This window comes from Thermococcus sp. GR5, from assembly GCF_012027535.1.
Taxonomy (GTDB): domain Archaea; phylum Methanobacteriota_B; class Thermococci; order Thermococcales; family Thermococcaceae; genus Thermococcus; species Thermococcus onnurineus.
The window spans coordinates 25,795-40,735 of record NZ_SNUN01000006.1 but is presented as its reverse complement, the minus strand read 5'-3'; the positions used below and the strand labels follow the sequence as shown (position 1 = coordinate 40,735).

The following is a 14,941-nucleotide window of genomic DNA, read 5'->3' as shown; positions in this document are numbered from 1 at the left end:
CCGTGCAGGAACTTATGAAAATTTTTCAATCCAATGGTGGGCAACCTTTGGTTTGTGAACCTACCAAAGCTTTATATATCTAAGAGCGGATAAGTTAGCTGGCGGCGGGCTAGGCCGGGGGGTTCGGCGTCCCCTGTAACCGGAAACCGCCGATATGCCGGGGCCGAAGCCCGGGGGGCGGTTCCCAAAGCCGCCTGCGGAAGTCGGGGCACAACGATGATCCCTCGTCCCACGGGGCCGACGGTGGGCGGGGTCCGGCTGGAGGGCCGGACTAACGCCCTTTGCCCGCCGAACCCCGCCAGGCCCGGAAGGGAGCAGCGGTAGGCGGGACGTTCGGCGCTCGTGGGGTAGCGGGGGTGAGCGAGCCCCGGTGGAAGCGGACGGTGGAGGGTTCCCACCCCCGGGCGCGCCCGCCGCCGTTAAAATTCTGGCAAAAACCTTAATAGCAAACCACCTCTTTTGCCTCCGGGGTGTTAAATGTGGTGAGGCTTTTCGTTGAGGTCGCCGGTCTTAAGCTTGAAAATCCACTTATTCTCGCCTCGGGAGTAAACGATAAGACCCCTGAACAGTGGATACGCGCTCATGAGGAAGGTGCTGGCGGCGTCGTTACCAAGTCCATCGGAATCGAGCCGAGAAATGGCTACGACAACCCCACTATCGTGGAGCTCCCCTATGGACTGATAAACGCGATGGGCCTTCCGAATCCCGGCTGGAAGGGCTTTCTGGAGATGGTTGAAGGCTACACCTTTGACTTTCCGCTGATAGTATCGATATTCGGCGGAACGCCGGAGGAGTTTGCCTTTCTCGCTGAAAAGCTGAGCGAAGTGGCCAATGCCTTCGAGCTCAACCTCAGCTGTCCCCATGCGAAGGGCTACGGCATGGAGATAGGCCAGAGACCGGAGATGGTCTACGAAGTCGTCAAAGCCGTTAAGGATGTGACGGACAAGCCCGTTATAGCGAAGCTCACGCCAAACATAGACGACATAACGAAGCTCGGTCTGGCCGCTGAAAAGGCCGGTGCAGATGCGGTCGCAGCCATAAACACGCTGAAGGCGATAGCGATAGACGTCTACGCGAGGAGGCCGATACTGAGCAACAGAGTCGGCGGCTACTCTGGTCCTGGGGTCAAGCCCGTTGCCTTGAGGGCGGTCTACGATTTGGCCAAGGCCCTTAATATCCCGGTCATCGGGATAGGCGGCATAACTACGTGGCAGGACGCGATCGAGTTTCTTCTGGCTGGAGCAAGAGCACTTCAGATAGGAACTGCAGTGGCTCTACGGGGCTGGAAGGTCTTCAGGGAGATAAACGAGGGAATAGCGAGGTATCTCGAGGAGGAAGGCTTTGAGAGTATTGAGGAAATAGTTGGGCTGGCGCTGGAGTAGATTTTTAACCTTCAGTCCTCCTTTTAATCTAAGCGAGGTGATAACATGAAGCGCGCAGTTGTGTTATTTTCCGGGGGGCTCGACTCGACGGCCTGCCTCTACTGGGCGAAGAGGAACTACGACGAGGTGATAATGCTGACAGTAAACTACGGCAGCAATGAAGAGAAGGTCACTAATAGGGTCGCGGAATTCTTCTCGAAGGAGCTGGACGTTCCGCTGAAAATAGTTAGGCTTGACTTTCTCGAGGAGTTCTCGAAGCTGAGGGGGACGACCTTGGTCGGCGGCGAGACTCCAAAGGTGACCGCTGAAGAGCTCGAAGATATGGGCGTTGCACAGGAAACCGCGAAAAGCGTCTGGGTTCCAGCAAGGAATGTCGTTCTCATCAGCGTCGCTGCTTCGCTCCTTGATGCGCTTGGTGGAGGCGATATAATAGTCGGCTTCAACGCTGAAGAGGGAGCAACGTTCCCTGACAACACGCCCGAGTTCGTCGAGAGGATGAACGAGATGCTGAAGTACGGAGCGATGGCGGAAGTTAGGGTCGTTGCCCCGCTCATAGACCTCGACAAGAAGGGAATCGCAGAACTCTTGAAAGAACTAGATGCAAAGTACGAGTACTCTAACTCTTGCTACATGCCTAAGGGCTTCACGGAGGATGGCAAGCCTATACACTGCGGCGAGTGCGAGAGCTGCGTCAGGAGGCATCGCGGTCTGATGGAAGCACTTGGAGAGGACAGAACCGTTTATGCCGTTGAGCCGAAGATATAACTGCCTTTCTCCATCCTCTTTAAATTTTTAAAGACCTCTGGCCATACCACCGCAAGATTTATAAATACGCTCTCTACCCTATCCATTGGGCGTGGGGCGGTAGCTCAGCCTGGGAGAGCGCCGGACTGAAGATCCGGGTGTCGGGGGTTCAAATCCCCCTCGCCCCACCACTTTCTCTCAATGCGGTGGTAGTCTAGCCTGGTCTAGGACACCGGCCTTCCAAGCCGGTGACCCGGGTTCAAATCCCGGCCACCGCACCACATTCTAACAAACTTCGCCTGCGCGACGTTGAAGCGAAGCTTCAACGCACGGGACTATCGTCCCGTTGAGTTTGATCAAGGCTCGCATGTCCTCTCAAACTGGTAGTTTTTGAGTGGTTTACTTCGCATTTTGCCAGTTTTATATCGTTTCACTGCAGGAATAACGCCCTTCGGGCGTTAAGAGGAAAGTGAAACATTTCAATTCACAGGTTTTCAAGTTAAACCCTTGGAATTTGCTGTTTTTGAAAAAGACATGCAAACTCATTCCAGCGGATTTAAGGTGAAGTCCGCTTTGCTGGAGGAATTTGATGGGGTTCGTGCATTTTTCTTCACATACTAACTTCGCAGGCTCTTCATTCGCTGACTTTTGAGTTAAACCTGTGTTAAACTCGCGAGTTTGATAAGACGTGAAAGCGTGCCAGCCAGTTTAGTGAGAAGTTAACTCTTTAATCAAACTTCCTCCGGTGGAGCGGGAGGAACTGAAACGACAGTCTCAGGATGCACAGGCAGAGGTATTGTTCAGCTCTTCAGCTCCATTCTGACTTCCTCATCCAGCAGTATGAAAAGCGCCAGTGCTGAGAGCAGCGTTAAGCTTACCGCTGGAATCGAAAGGCCGATGAGAACCCACAGCAGGCCGAAGAGAAAGTCAAGGAGTGCTATATGGGGAGCGACATCGACTACGAGATCGCGGCCAGTTTTGATTCCATAAGCGAATAGGAGATGGATCGTCGCTATTACGATAAAGCCCCCGAAGGTGTACCTATCTCCAAAGCTTATCGCTGCCATTCCGTAGAAGTAAGCCGCCAAAATCAGAAAGAATGAAATGACGATGGGCTTAGACCTCATCGCCGAGTTCCTCCACGGGGAGTTTCATCCTCGAAACAATCACCAGCGTCAGAATTCCGAGAAGGGGCATTATCGCCAGCTCCCCGAGGGCAAGGGCAGTACTCTGCCTCGCCAGCGCATCAGTAAGGCCCGGGGCTATGATGTTGGCAGAGTTGGAGATGAGTCCAAGGGCAAAGCTGGCCTTGGGGAAGATGCTCTTCGGGTAGGTGGCTGGAGCGCTGGTCCAGAACGCCGGTCCCGTTCCCTGGAGGGCGCCGATGAGGACAACGGAAGCAAGTGCGAGGGTGTAGTTGCCCGCCAGCATGGCCTTCCCATACACGAGCAGACCGACAAAGGCCACCGCGTAGGAGAATATCATGACCTGAACAATGGCCTTGAAGAGTCCCCTGGCTGTCGGGTTCTTTCTTGAGAGCAGGTAGCCCACGTAGCCCATACCTATGCTCCAGAGGGCCTTTGATATGTTCAGGCTGGTACTTAGGGTTGCCACGTGCTCCTTAGTCCAGCCAATCTCATAGCCGAGCGAAGCTGAGAAACCGACGATGGTGAAGATTATCCACAGAGCTGGGAAGAAAGTCAGGCCAAGAATCCAGGTGAACGGCATCTTCCAGACGTTGATCTTTGTGCTGGCCTCATTTCTGTGGCTTATCTCAAAGTCCTCGGTGAACAGCCACCATATGGCCAGGACAGTGTACATGATAACGACTGTGCTCCAGAAGCCGCCTTTCCAGCCGAAAGTCTCAACAGCGTACTTTGCGCTTATGCTTCCAAACACGCCGCCCCAGAAGATGCCCGAGAGGATTATGCCCTTGGCGAAGGGCCTTTCAGCCACGAAGAAGTGAGCTATCTGGGTGCTAAAGAGCGGAACGAGCGTGACGACGAATCCCTGAATGAATCTCAGGAAAACGACAACGTGCCAATTGGGAGCGAGTGGGATGAGCGCCTGGGTTACAGCAGCCCAGCTCAAAGCTATTGCAACGCTCCTCTTAAAGCTGCCCTCGTAGATTTTGGTATGGCCGAGAAGGAAGGCTATGAAGAGACCGAAAACATAAGCGATATGCTGCCACTCGTAGGCGGCACTGTCGATTCCGAAGTGCGCCATGACGTCGGGCTTCGCAACGGCCATCATGGTGAGAGTTCCAAAACCGGCAGTCATAACCAGCGTGTCGAGCAGGACTGACCTCCACCGTTTGTCCATGATATCTCCTCCCTAAAGCTTTCCGAGTATCATTAGCACGCCGAAAATAATGAAAAGTCCTCCAGCAAGCTTGTGAACAACGTCCAGGGGCAGTACGTCGCCAAGCTTGTCCCCCAGAAATGCGCCGATAAGATTGACCGCCGCCAGGCCCAAGATCGCTCCAATGAAGGCTGTCTTCCAGCCGTATTTGGAAGCAAAGGCTATCGTTGCGAGCTGGGTTTTATCCCCCAGCTCGGCAAGAAATATTGCAATGAAGATGGTGAGGATACCATCCATGTCTTGTTCACCGTTAGAGCTTTGATAGTGCCTCATTCATTCTTTCCAGCGCCTCTAGGAGCTGACTCTTCTTAGTGGCGTAGCTTATCCTTATCCATCCCTCACCGGCCTTGCCGAAGGCGGTTCCTGGAATAACGACAACCCTCGCGTTCTCGAGCAGCCACTCGGCAAAGTCCTCGCTGCTCATATCGAGCTCTGGGTCAATTTTGGCCCAGATATAGAAGGCGCCCTTCGGTCTGAACGGCGTTATGTGGGGCATCTTGTTGAGGTACTTAAGAACGAGCCTTCTCCTTTCGGCGTAGGTCTGGCGCATCCTTTCAACTGCTTCCCAGCTGCGCTTGTCTCTCAGGGCCGTTATTCCTGCTATCTGAACGAAGGAGGTAACGTTTCCAACGACATAGGCGTGGAGCTTTATCATATCCCTGATTACTTGGGTCGGCGCTATGGCAAAGCCCAAACGCCAGCCGGTCATGGCGAAAGTCTTCGAGAAGCTGTTCGCGAGGATTGTGTTGTCAGGGGCGTACTTGATCATGGGGTAGTGTTTGGCCCCCTCATAGAGGAAGTGCTCATAAGGTTCGTCGCTAAGGATGTAAAGGTTGTAGTCCTCGGCTATATCAGCTATGGCTTTCACGGTTTTCTTCTTGAGGACTGCACCTGTGGGGTTGTTGGGGTAGTTGATAACTAACATCCTGGTACGTTTGGTTATAGCCTCGACAAGTTCATCAGGATCAATCTGGAACTCGTTCTCCTCGCGGAGGGGGATTCTTATTATCCCCGCCTCGGCGATTTTGGCATCTTCAACATAGCAGACAAAAGCAGGATCGGGGATTATAACGTCGTCATCCCCTTCGAGAAGCGTCTGGAAGGCGAGGTAAGTTGCTTCATAAGCGCCAGCGGTAACGATTATATCGTCGGGAGAAACGTCAACCTTGTAGTGGGTCTTGTAGTACTCAGCTATGGCCTCCCTGAACTCTGGAATGCCTGCGTTGGGTGTGTAGTGGGTGTAACCTTCGTCAATGGCTCTCTTCGCAGCATCCTTAACGACATCGGGCGTGTCGAAATCGGGCTCCCCTATTCCAAGGGAAATGACATCCTCCATTTTTCTGGCTTTCTCAAAAAGTTCTCTGATTTTTGAGCGCTGGATGAGGTTTATACGCCCTGCAAGGAAGTACTTGCGCTTTTTATATCTCATCGAGCATCACCTCGGGCAGTCCGAAAATGAGGACGGAATTTTATAAACCTATCCTCAATGAAGTACAAAAATGGGCATCTAATGCCTATAAAACTTCAACGAGGGCAGCCTTTTCAAAAAAAGTTTTCACTTTTTCCTTATCACAATCGTTCATTGGTAACTCCTTGAGACCTAGTTCTTGGAGTATTGATTCTGCCCGCTCACGGCCCCCAAAGACAACCAGGTAGTTCTCTCCATTTCTTATTCCATGTTGGGCTATTGCATCCTTTATCTGAAGTGTCCCGGCAAGACGGAGAAGCAGCTCGCCGCCCACGGTTCTCGCGTGGTTTGTTCCCCTCTCAAATGAACGAAGGGCTAAGAGTGCTGCAAATGCTGCGGCCTCCCAACATTCAACGTTCACTATCTGAAAGTCCCCACCCAGCTTTGGGATGAGCTCCTCGGCATTGTCTACACGGACCTTTGCGATGTGAAGGCGATCTAGTATTTTTCTCATCGAGCCACCCAGAGTTAGCTGAAATTTCTGAAGTTAAAACCCTTTCTCCCCTCCAATTTTTCTTGGGTTGGACTATTTTTTGTTTTTTTGGTTTTTTCAAAAAATTTTTTGAAAATCATAATATGCTAGTAATATTAAGCAAGCGCAAAGTATTTAACTAATTAAAGCACTACTTATTTCAGCGGCTTGCTGGACTGGGTGGTGCAACGATGAGCAAGATGCGTATCATCAGTGTACAGCTCCCCCGGGGACTGATTAACGCCATGGATCAACTCGTTAGGAAGGGAGTCTATCCTAACAGAAGCGAGATTATCAGAGAAGCCATTCGCGAGCTCCTGAAGAAGGAACTCTATCAGTTTGAGACTGAGGAACGCTCAACGCCCGACTACATCATGAAATAAGCCGCTAAAATCAACGTTAAAATCACTATCCTCTAATGGCTGATGGACTGAGGGGGTTGGGGCCAATGGTATTTAAGCTCTTGGAACAGGCCGGAATTAAACTCGATTTGGACGACGAGCCGAAGACGGCAAAGCTAGATGGATTTTCAGAGGATAATTTAGACGACCTGATAAGGATTGTAATAGTCGGCGTTGGCGGTTCTGGAAACAACACCATAACTAGACTCTACGAACTTGGTGTCCAGGGTGCTGAGCTGATAGCCATGAACACCGATGCTCAGCACCTTGCTAGGACGAAGGCTCATAAGAAGCTTCTCCTTGGTAGAGAGATAACTCACGGCAAGGGTTCCGGCGGGAACCCTGAGATAGGCTACCGGGCAGCCGAGGCGAGCGCCCACGAGATTGCCGAGACCATAGGTGACGCTGATTTGGTTTTCATAACAGCAGGTATGGGCAACGGCACAGGTACGGGCGCCGCTCCAGTCGTCGCTAAAGTTATCAAGGAGCGCGCTAGACACAACGGTCGCTTTAGGGAGCCGCTCGTTGTTAGCGTTGTCACGTTTCCGTTTAGGAACGAGGGTAAGATAAGGATAGAGAAAGCCAGGGCGGGTATAAAAGCCCTCATGTACTACTCGGACACCGTCATAATTATCGAGAACGACAAGCTCCTCAAGCTCGTTCCGAAGCTGCCCATCAATGCCGCCTTCCGCTTTGCGGATGAGATAATAGCAAGGATGGTCAAAGGCATCACCGAGACCATAAAGCTGCCCTCTATGGTTAACATTGACTTCGCCGACGTTTACAGCGTCATGCACAACGGTGGAGCTGCCCTCATCGGGATAGGTGAGAGTGACTCCAGCAACAGGGCAGTGGATGCCGTCAAGAACGCCCTTGAGAACAAGATGCTTGAAGTTGAGTTTGGCAGCGGTGATAAGGCTCTGGTTCACTTCACCGTTGGTCCGGACGTCAGCCTGGGCGAGATAAACGCCGCTATGGACATTGTCTATGAGAAGCTCGGTGAAAAGTCGGAGATAAAGTGGGGCGCTAGGATAGACGAGGACATGGGTAAAGTCGTTCGTGCGATGGTAATCATGACCGGGGTTAAATCACCGCACATACTTGGCGGGGAGCACGCCCTCCAGATGGGCTCATCATTCAAGGAGAACCTGATAGCCCCAGAGCCGATAAAGCCCTTCAAGTCGGATGGCGATGGAGCGGACAAAATCTGGAGGGTTATCTCGGGTAACAAGAAGAACAAAAAGGAGCTTCCCCCCTACGCGAAGAGGGTTCTCGACGACTTTATCGACTTTACCTGACTTCTTCATCTTTAACTTTGAGCAGGTGATTCTATGGCAGTGGTGATTAGCGTAGCCAACCAAAAGGGTGGAGTTGGAAAAACGACGATCACTATGAACCTCGGTCACGCGCTGGCCTCGATGGGCAAGCGCGTTCTTCTCGTGGACATCGACCCTCAGTTCAACCTCACCTTCGGCCTGATCGGCATGGATGTGCTCGAATACGGGGAAAACAACGTCGGAACGCTGATGACGAGAGAGAGCAGTGTCGAAGAAACCATCGTCGAGGTCAGGGAGAATCTCCACCTGATACCGAGCCACCTCAACCTCTCGGCCAAGGAAATAGAGATAATCAACGCCTACAACCGCGAGAGGAGACTTGAAAAGGCTTTAACCCCTATACTGCCCGACTACGACTACGTGCTCATAGACAACCCGCCGAGCATGGGAATCTTCTTGGTTAACTCACTCACGGCGTCAGATTACGTTCTAATCCCACTCGAGCTCAGCTACTTCGGTGTCATCGGAATGCAGCTCATGTTCAACCTGATGCGCATGATAAGGGAAGAGACCAACGAGAACCTCAAGCTGCTTGGTTTAGTTCCCAACAAGTTCACGCGCCAGACTAAGGTTCCCAAGATGCGCCTCAGGGAGCTGAAGGAAACCTATCCAGATGCGCCGATTCTGACGACGATCCCAAAGGCCATAGCACTCGAGAAGGCCCAGAGCCAGGGGCTGAGCATATTCGAGTTTGAGGGTGACGGACGGGCCGCAAAGGCCCTCTTAAAGCTCGCCAGAGAGGTGGTTGAGATTGTCGAAGGATAAAATCCCGAGACTTTTTGACGGTTCCGTTAACGAGCTTACCAAGCCTTCTAGGCCAAAGAAACTGGAGGAGAAGGTCAAATTGAAATCAAAAGACCTGAAGAAGGAGAAGAAGCAGAAGACCCTCTACATAAGCCTCGACATGAACAGGAAGCTCATTGAGCTCTACGGAGAAGAGGGCAGGAGGCAGAGCGCCATCGTGGAGGATGCAGTTAACCTCTACTACTACCTCAAGCTGGCCCTTGGCGAAAAGAAATTCAACGAGTTAATGAGTGCCGTTAAGAGGGAAGACCCCGAGTTCCTGAGGGAGTACATGGGACGGTTTAAGCTCTAACGTTAATCTAGGACAAGCGAAATAAGTGTCGGAATCGGCTCCAACTCCCGTTGGGAAGGATCCGTGATGAAATAAGGACTGAAATCAGAGCTGGAATCACTCACAGTATGTTTCCACTATCCTTTGAATTATTTTGCTCGTCTTTGCCCTATCCTCTTTGTAGAGGTATGGGATCCTTATGACCTCGGAGTTTATTCCGTGCTTTCTCAGTTCCTCCTTCAGCCTCTCGCAGCTGAATCCCTGATCGGGCCCTATTGCAACAATATCCGGATTTATTTTCCTGACAAGCTCGTAGTCTATCGTCCCTGGAGAGCCAATGTATACCTCGTCCACCATCTTGAGTGCTCTCAAAAGCTCGGCTCTGTCCTCAGCGGGGTTCACCGGCTCGCGGCGCTTCTGCATTCTAACCGTCTCATCGTGGGCGACTATGACCACCAGCTCATCTCCAAGGCTCTTTGCCTGGCTCAAGAAGTGGATGTGGCCAACGTGGAGGAGGTCAAAGACTCCGCCGGCGAGGACTCTAATCTTCTTTCTCTCCTTTTTTTCCATATCATCCCACCGTTAGCTCCCAGATCCTGTCCTTTGCGTGGTGTATGACCTTGACGGCTTTGCCTTTGGGCTTCTCCTTCATATCCTTTCCGCTCATTAGGGCTATCCCAATTGCGAGAGGTCTGCCGTAGTCCTCCTCGACGACGAAGACGAAATCACCTTCTTTAATTCCCTCATCGGCGTCGGTTATTCCAGCTGCCATCACATCGGCGCCCTTAAGGATGAAGGGCACCGCCCCGGCATCGACGACAACCCTGCGCTTCCAGGTTCTCAGGTCTTCCTCATTGGACAGTTCGTAGAGCGCTATAACGAGCGGGAAGATTAGGTCCTTCCGCCTTATGAATGTCGGCTTCCCGTTCACGATGATTATCTCGGTAGTCTTGTCGAACTCGGCTAGCTCGACTCTGTCTTTTTTCTTGATTAGCTTTTGGGCGACCTCTTCTCCAAATATCTCGCTCATCTCACGAATTATCTCTTTTACCTCCTTCTTGCTGAGCGGGTGCTTGACTTTCAGCTCCATCTTCACACCCCCATTATTTCATCGTGGAGCTTTCTCGCACTCTCCCTTGGGTTCTCACTTGCGTAGATGCTCCTCCCGACGATGATGTAGTCGGCGCCGGCCTTTAAAACTTCCCAAGCCTTTCCTCCCTGTGCCCCGACACCGGGGGTCAGGATTTTAACCTTCTTTTTGAGTCTCTCACGGATGTAAGCGACGCGCTCGGGCCTCGTTGCTGGGGCGATAACACCAAAGGGCTCGAGCTCGTTTGCCATCTCGATGAGCTTGTCTGCTACAGGCTGAATGAACTCTTTTGCTCCTAGGTGACTCATCTCGACGACGATTATCGTCTTCCCGAGATCCATGATGGCCTTAACGCTGTCTTTGCCAACAAAACCATGAGCAATTACGTAATCTGCCCCCGCTTCGAAAACTCTGCTTGCTATGAGCCTGTTCGTGTTTGGAATGTCCGCCAGCTTTAAGTCCGCTATTATGGGGAGACCCGTAACCTGCTTCAGCTCCGTGATGATTCTCAAACCCGAGCCGATTATAAGCGGCCAGTTTACCTTGATAGCCCAGAGATAATCAGCTGTGCATTTGGCTATCTCCAACGCCCTGTCTTGTTCGTAGACATCTAACGCCAGTATAAGCTTGCGCTCTTTGTGGGATGTCATGCAGTCACCTCACAAGGCACTGGATGTCCTCTGGAAGCTCCTCCCCTTTCAAGAACAGGGCTACATGATAGGCGCTCTTCATGGCCTCGGGCTCCTTCTCAGCCCAGGTAACCACGATAAGATCGCTCTCTTCCAGTTGAAATGCCTTCTTGAGCTTTTCTGCCAGTTCAGGCATTGTGTCACTAAGTGGCCTACTATCCTCTGGAAAGACTGGCTCACCCTTCTTAACGACGAGTATCATCGCTCCCTTCGCGAAGAACCTTATTGCCTCGTCGCGGAGCTCTATACTTTTGAACTCTGGCGGATCCTTCACGATAAGAGCATAGGCTGGATAATCTTCAACTTTCCCTACTTTTTGAACTTCTGAGAAGCTCTTGGAGATTCTTTCGAGGAGTTTCAGGCCCTTATCATTTAGTGAGTGCCCTCTCTGAGTCGACTCAATGACTTCGAGACCGGCAAGCTTCTTCAAGAGAGTTCTAACACTCCCCTCACCGAGGTCGAGAACCTCCGAGATAGTTTTTCTACCCGCTGGATTTCTCAGCATAAACAGAACCGCAATGACATCCTCGAGCGTGAACTCTGGATAGGCTCCCCTCTTCCAGCTCATCGGCTTCCCTCCGAGAAAAGTAGGGCAAGGAGATTAAAACTTTATTGGAAAAAGGGAGAAAGGCTCAGAGCCACTTCGGTTCGAGACCGGCCCACATGCGCATCTTCTCGTGGGCGATGATCCTCGGGATGTTGCCCTTCTCCTTCGGTCCCGGGTTCTTCATGTAGAAGGCGTTGACCTCGTAGACGGTTCCGTAGGCCTTCTTGTCGAGGGCTATCTTGCCGAGCCTGGCGAGGTCAACGAGCAGGCCGGCCAGAGCAGGGCTGTCGTTTATCCTTCCAGTTATGACGAGCTCGTCATGGGCGCCGTTGAAGCTAACGTACTCGATGTGCATGGCGATGAACTTCTTGTCGCCGAGCGGTTCGAGGAAGCCGGTCGGCTTGATGTAGTGCGGCGCGTCGTAGCCGAGCAGATCCTTGACGATGGAGCTCTTGGTGAACTCCTTGCTCTTGTTCCTCTCCTTGTCGGTGAGAGCCAGGAAGTCGTTGTTTCCACCGATGTTGAACTGGGCTATGTCGAGAACGTAGCGGTTCCTCTGGGCGAGGTGGCTGAGTACGTCGGCGGTGAGCGGGGTTGCACCGGTGGCACCGTCGTCACCGAAAATGACCATGTTGCTCTCCTTGGCGAGTTCTACAAAGACCGGGTCGTTGGCGATGAGAGTCGGAATAGCGTTGACGAAGGCAGCGCCGCCGACCTCCCTAGCGTACTGGGCAATGGCGTAGGCGTAGACCTGCGTCGCCGTGAGCCTGTCCCTGTTGTCTTCCTCGATGGCCTTCTCAAGCTCCTCCCTGCTCTCGAAGGGAACGAAGGCCTCGGTGGTGCAGACGTTGATGAAGACCTCAGCCTTGAGCTCCTTCCACTCGTTTACGAGGTGTTCAATGGCATCCTTAAGGCTCATCTCGTCCTCCAGACCAACGGCCTCAATCGGCAGGTTCTTGAGGCTCCTCAGGTGGATTCCCTTCCTCACGGTTATTCCTCTGAGGCTCTCTGGCGCCTCTGGATCGTAGGCCTTGACGACCTCGTAGAGGTCCTTGCCAACCTTAGAGGCATCGACGTCGTAGGAGCCAACTATTTCAATGTCCTTTATCTTAATTGGAAGCTCGTCGGCCAGGGGGACGCCGTAGGGCTCAAGCTTTCCGGCCTTTATCTTCTCAAGACCGCTCGCAAAGATGCTGGCAACGTAGCCCTGTCCGAGGATTACAACCCTAACCATTTTTCCACCCCCTTTGCTTGTTTATGAGATATTTTATGGCAGTTAAATAGTTTTCGCCCGTTAAATTCTTGGGAGGTTTTTCTTAACGAGGTGGAGGGTAAGTGCAACCCGGAGGTTCGTCAAAACTGCCAGGAGGGCAAAGAGAGCCTTAACCTGGCCGGGAAGGAGCAGGATCATCGTTAAAAATATCCTCTCATCTCTCTTGCCCGGCAGATATCGAAGCGTTGGAACGGCTCTGTAAGCATCCTTGCAGTAGGCCGCTTTAAAGCGCTCTGTGGAGTAGCTCACCATCACTGAGCCTAACAAGGCCAACAGAGCTACGAGCCACCAGACTGGTTCGCTTAGCGTTGAGTATGCGAGTAGGGCCAAAAATGCTCCATCCACGTAGCGGTCGAGGAGGGAATCAACATAGCCTCCAAAGCGGCTTGTCTGCAGTCTCGCTCGAGCCAGTTCACCGTCCATCCCGTCAAGGATTGAACTGAGCTGGTACAGAATTCCAGCTACCGCTGGATTCCAGAGGTTTAGCAGTGCCGAGAGCAGGCCAAAGAGGAACGTAACGACGGTCATTAAGTTTGGGCTGACGTACTCGATCAGCAGTATGCTCATCTCGGTTGAAATCTTCCTGTTCAGATGCCTGCTGATGAAACCATCGCCAGTTTCTTTAACAGCGCTCTTAATAAGCATCCTCCTGGCGCGCTTGACGTCCTCTGGAGTGTCCACATCGATCCATGGAAGGCCGTCAACGAAGGTGACTTTCAGCTTTGCCCTTTCAACAACCTCCCTAAGCTCAAAGCTGTCCTTCTCCATGACTAGTGAGGACGTGACTTCAAAGATATCCTCCTCGAGGACGAAGAAACCGGTATCTACGGCATCCCACCTCGGGAGATCCTTCCCGATTCTCGTCACTTTTCCGTTCTCGACCTTCACCTTGGTGGCCTCTTCAACGTCGGCCCATTCTGGTTTCCTATCCGCTATGAGTCCTTTACCCTTCACTGCTTCCCTGACGAAGGCTTCCGAATATACGTGGTCGCTCATTACGAGGACAAACCTTCCACTAACCCTTCCCCTCGCGAGATGAAGGGAGTAGCCGTTTCCTCGCTCCGGGGCGGGGTTTGTCACGAACTCTGCATTGAAGCCGTGTTTTTCGATGAACTCTCTGTAAAGCTCGACATAGTGCTCGTTGGTGACTATAACGAACCTCTTGACTCCCTCATTGCTCAGAAGCTTCATGGTGCGGTAGAGTATCTCTCTTCCTGCTACCTTGAGCAGTCCCTTGGGCCTTCCGCCGATCCTCGTCCCGAGGCCAGCTGCCAGAATCACTGCCGTAGTTGGAACCATGGGCATCACCTTTTTAAGGCATTTCAAGTGCGTTGGATTAGAAGTCTGAAATTAAATTAACTGAAGGTGATTTAAAACTTTCGGGTGAGAGAGATGCGCGTTGCAGTGCTCTACTCCGGCGGTAAGGATTCGAACTATGCCCTATACTGGGCTCTGAAGCAGGGCTTTGAGGTCAAATATCTTGTCAGCATGGTTAGCGAGAGCGACGAGAGCTACATGTACCACGTGCCGAACATTCACCTGACCGAGCTTCAGGCCAAAGCGATTGGAATACCCCTCATTAAGGGCTTCACCAGCGGCGAGAAGGAGAAGGAAGTCGAAGACATGAAGGCCGTCCTTGAGGGGCTGAAGGTAGACGGCATCGTTGCTGGAGCTTTAGCGAGCGAGTACCAGAAGAAGAGGGTTGATAGGGTTGCAGAAGAGCTCGGACTTGAGAGCTTCGCTCCTGCCTGGCATCGCGATCCGGTTGACTACATGCGCGAGCTGATAAACATTTTTGACATCGTGATGGTTGGCGTTTCCGCTTATGGCCTCGACCAGAAGTGGCTCGGAAGGAGGATAGACGAGAAAGCTTTAGAAGAGCTTATCAAAATTCATGAAAAGTACAGCATTCACGTCGCTGGCGAGGGTGGCGAGTTTGAGACCTTCGTTCGCGATGCGCCCTTCTTCAAAGCCAGGATAGTCTTCGATGAGGTAGAAAAGCGGTGGGACGAGTGCAGCTATTCCGGCGTTCTTGAGGTTAAGAGGGCGCATCTGGAGCCAAAAGAGTGATTCTTCACCTTTTAAAATTTGGAAAAGAAGGG

At 52.2% G+C, this 14,941-nt stretch carries 18 protein-coding genes, 2 tRNA genes and 1 other RNA gene; 10 read left to right on the top strand and 11 right to left on the bottom strand.

Features of this window, described 5'->3' with window-relative positions:
- Positions 1–102: 102 nt before the first annotated feature.
- The 5 genes from ffs (at position 103) to E3E33_RS06890 (ending at position 2,407) form a co-directional block, all read left to right on the top strand.
- Positions 103–416, top strand: an RNA gene (gene ffs / locus E3E33_RS06910) — signal recognition particle sRNA.
- Positions 417–479: 63 nt separating this feature from the next.
- Entirely contained in the window at positions 480–1,382 is a 903-nt protein-coding gene (locus E3E33_RS06905) for a dihydroorotate dehydrogenase (protein WP_167711362.1), read from the top strand.
- 45 nt (positions 1,383–1,427) lie between these two features.
- A complete protein-coding gene (gene queC / locus E3E33_RS06900; RefSeq protein WP_012572223.1) occupies positions 1,428–2,147 on the top strand; it encodes a 7-cyano-7-deazaguanine synthase QueC in 720 nt (239 codons plus the stop codon).
- Between the two features lie 93 nt (positions 2,148–2,240).
- A tRNA-Phe gene (locus E3E33_RS06895) sits at positions 2,241–2,317 on the top strand.
- Between the two features lie 12 nt (positions 2,318–2,329).
- Positions 2,330–2,407 (top strand) — tRNA-Gly (locus E3E33_RS06890).
- A gap of 519 nt (positions 2,408–2,926) precedes the next feature.
- Here the strand turns inward: E3E33_RS06890 and E3E33_RS06885 are convergent.
- From E3E33_RS06885 to cgi121, 5 genes are all read right to left on the bottom strand, one after another.
- The gene (locus tag E3E33_RS06885) at positions 2,927–3,253 is read right to left on the bottom strand and encodes a hypothetical protein (protein ID WP_012572222.1); all 327 of its coding nucleotides are present in this window, start codon (positions 3,251–3,253) and stop codon (positions 2,927–2,929) included.
- Positions 3,243–4,448: an MFS transporter gene (locus E3E33_RS06880; protein ID WP_167711363.1), complete on the bottom strand. Its 1,206-nt coding sequence runs from the start codon at positions 4,446–4,448 to the stop codon at positions 3,243–3,245. Before E3E33_RS06880 ends, E3E33_RS06885 begins: the two co-directional genes overlap by 11 nt.
- A gap of 12 nt (positions 4,449–4,460) precedes the next feature.
- Complete coding sequence (locus E3E33_RS06875; protein WP_012572220.1) at positions 4,461–4,724, bottom strand: TMEM165/GDT1 family protein; 264 nt, start codon at positions 4,722–4,724, stop codon at positions 4,461–4,463.
- Positions 4,725–4,737: 13 nt separating this feature from the next.
- Positions 4,738–5,916, bottom strand: coding sequence for a pyridoxal phosphate-dependent aminotransferase (locus tag E3E33_RS06870; protein ID WP_012572219.1), 1,179 nt, complete (start codon positions 5,914–5,916; stop codon positions 4,738–4,740).
- Between the two features lie 85 nt (positions 5,917–6,001).
- Positions 6,002–6,409, bottom strand: coding sequence for a KEOPS complex subunit Cgi121 (gene cgi121 / locus E3E33_RS06865; RefSeq protein WP_167711364.1), 408 nt, complete (start codon positions 6,407–6,409; stop codon positions 6,002–6,004).
- Positions 6,410–6,618: 209 nt separating this feature from the next.
- Here cgi121 and E3E33_RS06860 point away from each other — a divergent pair, with 209 nt between their 5' ends.
- The 4 genes from E3E33_RS06860 (at position 6,619) to E3E33_RS06845 (ending at position 9,261) form a co-directional block, all read left to right on the top strand.
- On the top strand, positions 6,619–6,810 hold the full coding sequence (locus E3E33_RS06860) for a ribbon-helix-helix domain-containing protein (RefSeq protein ID WP_167711365.1): 192 nt from the start codon (positions 6,619–6,621) through the stop codon (positions 6,808–6,810).
- Between the two features lie 65 nt (positions 6,811–6,875).
- Positions 6,876–8,126, top strand: a complete 1,251-nt coding sequence (ftsZ, locus tag E3E33_RS06855) for a cell division protein FtsZ (RefSeq protein WP_167711366.1) — start codon at positions 6,876–6,878, stop codon at positions 8,124–8,126.
- A gap of 33 nt (positions 8,127–8,159) precedes the next feature.
- Complete coding sequence (locus E3E33_RS06850) at positions 8,160–8,930, top strand: ParA family protein (RefSeq protein WP_167711367.1); 771 nt, start codon at positions 8,160–8,162, stop codon at positions 8,928–8,930.
- On the top strand, positions 8,917–9,261 hold the full coding sequence (locus E3E33_RS06845) for a hypothetical protein (protein WP_012572214.1): 345 nt from the start codon (positions 8,917–8,919) through the stop codon (positions 9,259–9,261). Before E3E33_RS06850 ends, E3E33_RS06845 begins: the two co-directional genes overlap by 14 nt.
- 96 nt (positions 9,262–9,357) lie before the next feature.
- Here E3E33_RS06845 and E3E33_RS06840 read toward each other — a convergent pair whose 3' ends face one another.
- The 6 genes from E3E33_RS06840 to E3E33_RS06815 all read right to left on the bottom strand — a co-directional run bounded on the left by E3E33_RS06840 (position 9,358) and on the right by E3E33_RS06815 (position 14,138).
- Positions 9,358–9,810, bottom strand: a complete 453-nt coding sequence (locus E3E33_RS06840) for an adenylyltransferase/cytidyltransferase family protein (protein WP_167711368.1) — start codon at positions 9,808–9,810, stop codon at positions 9,358–9,360.
- A 1-nt stretch (position 9,811) separates the two neighbouring features.
- On the bottom strand, positions 9,812–10,330 hold the full coding sequence (locus tag E3E33_RS06835) for an RNA-binding protein (RefSeq protein WP_012572212.1): 519 nt from the start codon (positions 10,328–10,330) through the stop codon (positions 9,812–9,814).
- Between the two features lie 2 nt (positions 10,331–10,332).
- Positions 10,333–10,980: an orotidine-5'-phosphate decarboxylase gene (gene pyrF / locus E3E33_RS06830; RefSeq protein ID WP_167711369.1), complete on the bottom strand. Its 648-nt coding sequence runs from the start codon at positions 10,978–10,980 to the stop codon at positions 10,333–10,335.
- A gap of 4 nt (positions 10,981–10,984) precedes the next feature.
- On the bottom strand, positions 10,985–11,587 hold the full coding sequence (locus E3E33_RS06825) for a DUF4443 domain-containing protein (protein WP_167711370.1): 603 nt from the start codon (positions 11,585–11,587) through the stop codon (positions 10,985–10,987).
- A 64-nt stretch (positions 11,588–11,651) separates the two neighbouring features.
- The gene (locus tag E3E33_RS06820; protein ID WP_167711371.1) at positions 11,652–12,800 is read right to left on the bottom strand and encodes an inositol-3-phosphate synthase; all 1,149 of its coding nucleotides are present in this window, start codon (positions 12,798–12,800) and stop codon (positions 11,652–11,654) included.
- A gap of 60 nt (positions 12,801–12,860) precedes the next feature.
- Positions 12,861–14,138, bottom strand: a complete 1,278-nt coding sequence (locus tag E3E33_RS06815; RefSeq protein WP_167711399.1) for a bifunctional L-myo-inositol-1-phosphate cytidylyltransferase/CDP-L-myo-inositol myo-inositolphosphotransferase — start codon at positions 14,136–14,138, stop codon at positions 12,861–12,863.
- A gap of 93 nt (positions 14,139–14,231) precedes the next feature.
- Between E3E33_RS06815 and E3E33_RS06810 the strand changes: the two genes are divergently transcribed.
- On the top strand, positions 14,232–14,909 hold the full coding sequence (locus E3E33_RS06810; RefSeq protein WP_012572207.1) for a TIGR00289 family protein: 678 nt from the start codon (positions 14,232–14,234) through the stop codon (positions 14,907–14,909).
- The last annotated feature ends 32 nt before the right edge of the window (positions 14,910–14,941 follow it).

Bases quoted from the DNA above. Each gene is read 5' to 3' on its own strand.
- queC (WP_012572223.1), top strand. From the start codon at position 1,428: ATGAAGCGCGCAGTTGTGTTATTTTCCGGGGGGCTCGACTCGACGGCC.
- E3E33_RS06840 (WP_167711368.1), bottom strand. From the start codon at position 9,810: ATGGAAAAAAAGGAGAGAAAGAAGATTAGAGTCCTCGCCGGCGGAGTC.
- E3E33_RS06860 (WP_167711365.1), top strand. From the start codon at position 6,619: ATGAGCAAGATGCGTATCATCAGTGTACAGCTCCCCCGGGGACTGATT.
- pyrF (WP_167711369.1), bottom strand. From the start codon at position 10,980: ATGACATCCCACAAAGAGCGCAAGCTTATACTGGCGTTAGATGTCTAC.
- E3E33_RS06885 (WP_012572222.1), bottom strand. From the start codon at position 3,253: ATGAGGTCTAAGCCCATCGTCATTTCATTCTTTCTGATTTTGGCGGCT.
- E3E33_RS06870 (WP_012572219.1), bottom strand. From the start codon at position 5,916: ATGAGATATAAAAAGCGCAAGTACTTCCTTGCAGGGCGTATAAACCTC.
- E3E33_RS06850 (WP_167711367.1), top strand. From the start codon at position 8,160: ATGGCAGTGGTGATTAGCGTAGCCAACCAAAAGGGTGGAGTTGGAAAA.
- E3E33_RS06815 (WP_167711399.1), bottom strand. From the start codon at position 14,138: ATGGTTCCAACTACGGCAGTGATTCTGGCAGCTGGCCTCGGGACGAGG.
- E3E33_RS06880 (WP_167711363.1), bottom strand. From the start codon at position 4,448: ATGGACAAACGGTGGAGGTCAGTCCTGCTCGACACGCTGGTTATGACT.
- cgi121 (WP_167711364.1), bottom strand. From the start codon at position 6,409: ATGAGAAAAATACTAGATCGCCTTCACATCGCAAAGGTCCGTGTAGAC.
- E3E33_RS06820 (WP_167711371.1), bottom strand. From the start codon at position 12,800: ATGGTTAGGGTTGTAATCCTCGGACAGGGCTACGTTGCCAGCATCTTT.
- E3E33_RS06875 (WP_012572220.1), bottom strand. From the start codon at position 4,724: ATGGATGGTATCCTCACCATCTTCATTGCAATATTTCTTGCCGAGCTG.
- E3E33_RS06835 (WP_012572212.1), bottom strand. From the start codon at position 10,330: ATGGAGCTGAAAGTCAAGCACCCGCTCAGCAAGAAGGAGGTAAAAGAG.
- E3E33_RS06825 (WP_167711370.1), bottom strand. From the start codon at position 11,587: ATGAGCTGGAAGAGGGGAGCCTATCCAGAGTTCACGCTCGAGGATGTC.
- ftsZ (WP_167711366.1), top strand. From the start codon at position 6,876: ATGGTATTTAAGCTCTTGGAACAGGCCGGAATTAAACTCGATTTGGAC.
- E3E33_RS06810 (WP_012572207.1), top strand. From the start codon at position 14,232: ATGCGCGTTGCAGTGCTCTACTCCGGCGGTAAGGATTCGAACTATGCC.